The sequence below is a fragment of the Micromonospora wenchangensis genome (genome assembly GCF_002210435.1).
Classification (GTDB): domain Bacteria; phylum Actinomycetota; class Actinomycetes; order Mycobacteriales; family Micromonosporaceae; genus Micromonospora; species Micromonospora wenchangensis.
Genome location: NZ_MZMV01000131.1, coordinates 1 through 4,191, shown reverse-complemented (window position 1 = coordinate 4,191; position 4,191 = coordinate 1). Strand labels below are relative to the sequence as shown.

Below are 4,191 nucleotides of genomic sequence, written 5' to 3'. Positions count from 1 at the left end.
AGCGCGACACCGAGCCCGTCGCCGACGTCGGCGAGCCCGTCACCGAGCCGGACCGCCACGCCGACGCCCACCCCGAGCCGGACCCAGGCGGCGTCGCGGGCGACCGCCCGGGGCGGCTCCGGCACCGTGGCCCCGGCCGCGCCCACCACCACCCGGGCGGCGGTCAGCGGCGGCGGTGGGGGCAGCCAGGCCCAGCAGGTCGTCGACCTGGTCAACGCCGAGCGGGCCAAGGCCGGCTGCGCCGCCGTCACCGTCGACGCCAAGCTGACCCTCGCCGCCCAGCAGCACAGCCAGGACCAGGCCGACCACCAGACCATGACGCACACCGGCAGCGACGGCAGCAACGCCGGGCAGCGGCTGGACCGGGCCGGCTACGCCTGGCGCACCTACGGCGAGAACGTCGCCTGGAACCAGCAGACCCCGGCCGCGGTGATGCAGGCCTGGATGAACAGCTCCGGTCACCGGGCCAACATCCTCAACTGCGCGTTCACCGAGATCGGCGTCGGGGTGGCCAACGGCAACGGGCCGTACTGGACGCAGGACTTCGCCGCCCCGCGCTGACCGGGGACGGCCGGCCCCCGGCGACGACGTGACCGCGTCGTCGCCGGGGGCTTCTCGTTGGACCGGGTGAGGCGTGCGGCGTACCGCACGGGACCCGGGAGCCGCCGATGCGCATCCGGCCGTCAGCGTCCGCGACGCGCGGCGGGTCGCCCCTGCCCACCCGGGCACCGCGCCGCCGCCCGGCCCGCCGGGTGCTGCCGGCCACGCTGGCGCTCGCCCTGCTGACCCCGGTGTACGCCTGCCGTCCCGACCTCGGGCCGCCCGGCGCGCCGACCCCCTGGCCGCCCGGCGTCGCCCGGCAGTGGCGGTGGCAGTGGCAGCTCACCGGCCCGGTCGACACCACCGTCGACGCCGACGTCGTCCTGCTCGACCCGGTGCGGGTGAGCACCGCCGAGACCGGGGCGCTGCGTCGGCGCGACCGGCGGCTGATCTGTCACGTGCCCGTCGGGACGTACGCCGGGACGGACCCGGACGCCGAGCGCTACCCGGTGGCGGTGCGCGGCGCTGCCGCCGGACGGCCCGGTACCCGGTGGGTGGACGTACGGCGGTGGGACCTGCTGCGGCCCGTCCTGGCCGACCGGTTCCGGCTCTGCCGGGGCAAGGGGTTCGGCGCGGTGGCCCTCGTCGACGCCGACGGGTACGCCCACCGGTCGGGCTTCCCGCTCGGCTTCGACGACCAGTTGCTGTTCAACCGGCTGACGGCCGGGCTGGCCCGTTCCCTGGACCTCTCCCCCGGCCTGGTCGGCGACGTCGGTCAGGTGGCCGCCCTCGCACCCGACTTCGACTTCGCGGTCGACGAGGAGTGCGTCAGGTTACGGCGCTGCGCCCGGCTGCTCCCCTTCGCCGACGCGCGGAAACCGGTGTTCCACGTCGAGTACACCGGTGACCCGCAGCGGTTCTGCGTGACCACCACCGGCTACGGCTTCGCCTCGATCCGCAAGCACCAGGAGCTGGACGCCTGGCGGGTGCCCTGCCCCACCGTTGCCGGGCCGGTCCCGGGCACGCCGCGGTGACCCGGACCGCGATGCGCGGTCCGGGTCACCCGTGCCGCCGGCCACGGCGCTGCACCACCCGGGGCGGGCGGTCGCCGGCGGCGGGTCCGCCGGCCGGTCAGTGCGCCCCGACCAGCTCCGGCGTCGGTTCGGCCGGTGGGGTGGCGGCGGGCCGGTCGCGGCGGCGCAGGAACCGGGGGGCCCACCAGTTGGCCTCGCCGAGCAGGGTCATCACCGACGGCAGCACCACCGCCCGGATGATCGTGGCGTCCAGCAGGATCGCCGCCGCCAGCCCGATGCCGAGCTGCTTCATGTCGATCGTGCTGAGCGAGGCGAAGATCGCGAACACCCCGACCATCACGATCGCCGCGCTGGTCACCACCCCGGCCGAGGAGGTGATGCCGTAGGCGACCGCGTCGGCGTTGGACCGGCCGCCCCGGATGCCCTCCCTGATCCGGCTGACCACGAAGACGTGGTAGTCCATGGAGAGCCCGAACAGCACCACGAACAGGAACAGCGGCAGCCAGGAGACGATCGCCCCCATCGAGGTGAAGCCGAGCAGGTCCTGCGCCCACTCGCCCTGGAAGACCAGCACCAGCAGGCCGTACGCGGCGCCGGCGGAGAGCAGGTTGAGCAGGATCGAGGTCAGGGCGACCACCACCGACCGGAACGTCCAGGTCATCACCAGGAACGTCAGCGCCAGCACGAACGCCATCACCAGCGGCAGCTTCTCCTTGATGTGCCGGGCGTAGTCCTCGCTGGCGGCCACCCCGCCGCCCACGGCGTACTCGACGCCGGGGATGCCGCGCAGCGCGGCGGGCAGCAGGTCGTCGCGGAGTTCGTGCAGGGAACGCACCGACCGGTCGTCCCGGCTGGCGTACGGGGTGGCCACCTCCAGCACGGACACCCGGCGGTCCGCCGACACCTCGATCTTCGGGCCGTCCGCCTCGGCCGGGGCGAACAGCGGGTCGGCGGCGGCGGTGCGGGCCAGCCCGGTCAGCGCGGCGCGCACCCGGTCGGCCTGGTCGGCGGGGGCCCGTACGGCGACCGTGTGGCTGGTGCCGGTGCTCGGGAAGGCGGCGGTCAGCCGGTCGTACGCCTGCATCGCCGGGGTGGTCCGGGGCAGGTCCTCCATGCCGGGGAACTTCAGCTTCATGCCGAGGGCCGGGGCGGCCAGGGCGAGCAGCAGCCCCACCGAGACGATCAGGGTGGCCCGGGGTGCGCGCAGCGCGGGCCGCAGCACCGCCGGCCAGAACCGGGGCCGGGCCGGCTGCCCGTGCCGTCCGGCGCGGGGGGCGGTGAGCCGCCACAGCAGCGGCACCCGGGGGCGGTCCACCCAGCGGCCCAGCTTGGCCAGCAGCGCCGGCAGCACGGTCAGCGAGCCGGTCACCGCGACGGCGACCACCAGGATCGAGCCGACGGCGAGGGAGGAGAAGACCACGTCGTCGGCGAGCATCAGGCCGGCCATCGAGATGATCACCGCGAAGCCGGACACGACCACGGCGTGCCCGGACGTCTCGGCGGCGATCTCCACCGCGTCCAGCCCGGACCGGCCCTTCGCCCGTTCCTCACGTTCCCGTCGGACGTAGAACAGCGAGTAGTCCACCCCGACGGCCATCCCGATCAGCAGGATCACGCTGGCCGTGGTGTCCGTGGCGGGCACCAGGTGGGAGGCGAGGGTGGACAGTCCCATCGCGGCGGCCACCGACGAGAGCGCCAGCAGCACCGGCACCCCGGCGGCGATCAGCGCGCCGAAGGCGACGATCAGGATGGCCAGGGTGACCGGCAGGCTGAGCAGCTCGGCCCGCTTGAAGTCCCGGCCTAGGGTGTCGTCAAGCGCCTGGTTGATCGACGGGCCGCCGACCTGCTCGATCCGCAGTTGCGGGTGGGCGGCCTGGGCGTCGGCGGTGGCGTCGCGCAGCGGCTGCACCCGGTCGGCGGCGGTCTCCGGGTCACCGGCCATGGTGACCGGCACCAGCAGCGCGGCACCGTCGCGCGACGGGACCGGCTCGCCGACCGACGCCACCCCGGTGACCTGCCGCAGCCGGTCGGCCGCGTCGGTCGCCGCGGCCTGCGCGGCGGCCCGGTCCAGGGTGCCGGTACGCGGGGTGATCAGGATGTTCTCCACCGCCGGATCGGTGAACTTCCCGTCGGTGACGATCACGTCGGCGTGACCGGACTCGCCGATCGCCTGGTCGGCCTGGGTGGCCTCGTTCAGGCCGGCGGCGTTGCCCCCGACGAAGCACACCGCCACGAAGACCACCCAGAGCGCGATCGCGCGCCACGGATGCTCCGCGCTCCACCGTGCCAACCGCACCGTCACCGGTCTGCCGCCCATCTCGGTCGGGCCCCCTTCCCGCCGGCGCCCTGCCGACCGTGCTGACGCTAGGGACGGCGACGCCGGTGCACATCGGGGAACGGCCCCGGCCCGCCCCCGAGGACGCCGGAGCGGCCGGGTCGGGCCGCCCGGGACGACCGATCCGGGTGGATCGGGGAAAATCCGGCGGCGGCCCGGGGTGGCGACGGCGCGGCACACCGGCGCAACCCCGAAACGGCTCGGGGTCAGCCCCTGAGCGCGCCCCGGGGCCGGGGCTGACAGCGGGGGCAGCTGTACGACGACCGGTTCATGAACGCCTCC

General features: G+C 75.4%; 4 protein-coding genes. 2 read left to right on the top strand and 2 right to left on the bottom strand.

Annotated elements, in window-relative coordinates:
• Positions 1–561: CAP domain-containing protein (locus tag B5D80_RS32485; protein ID WP_144081844.1), on the top strand; the 561-nt coding region annotated here is incomplete at its 5' end.
• Positions 562–668: 107 nt separating this feature from the next.
• Positions 669–1,574, top strand: coding sequence for an endo alpha-1,4 polygalactosaminidase (locus B5D80_RS32480; RefSeq protein ID WP_088647741.1), 906 nt, complete (start codon positions 669–671; stop codon positions 1,572–1,574).
• A 97-nt stretch (positions 1,575–1,671) separates the two neighbouring features.
• Here the strand turns inward: B5D80_RS32480 and B5D80_RS32475 are convergent, their stop codons facing one another.
• The gene (locus tag B5D80_RS32475; RefSeq protein ID WP_088647740.1) at positions 1,672–3,891 is read right to left on the bottom strand and encodes an MMPL family transporter; all 2,220 of its coding nucleotides are present in this window, start codon (positions 3,889–3,891) and stop codon (positions 1,672–1,674) included.
• A 224-nt stretch (positions 3,892–4,115) separates the two neighbouring features.
• Positions 4,116–4,191 (bottom strand): zinc finger domain-containing protein (locus B5D80_RS33245; protein WP_144081845.1); only part of this gene is annotated, 76 nt, incomplete at its 5' end.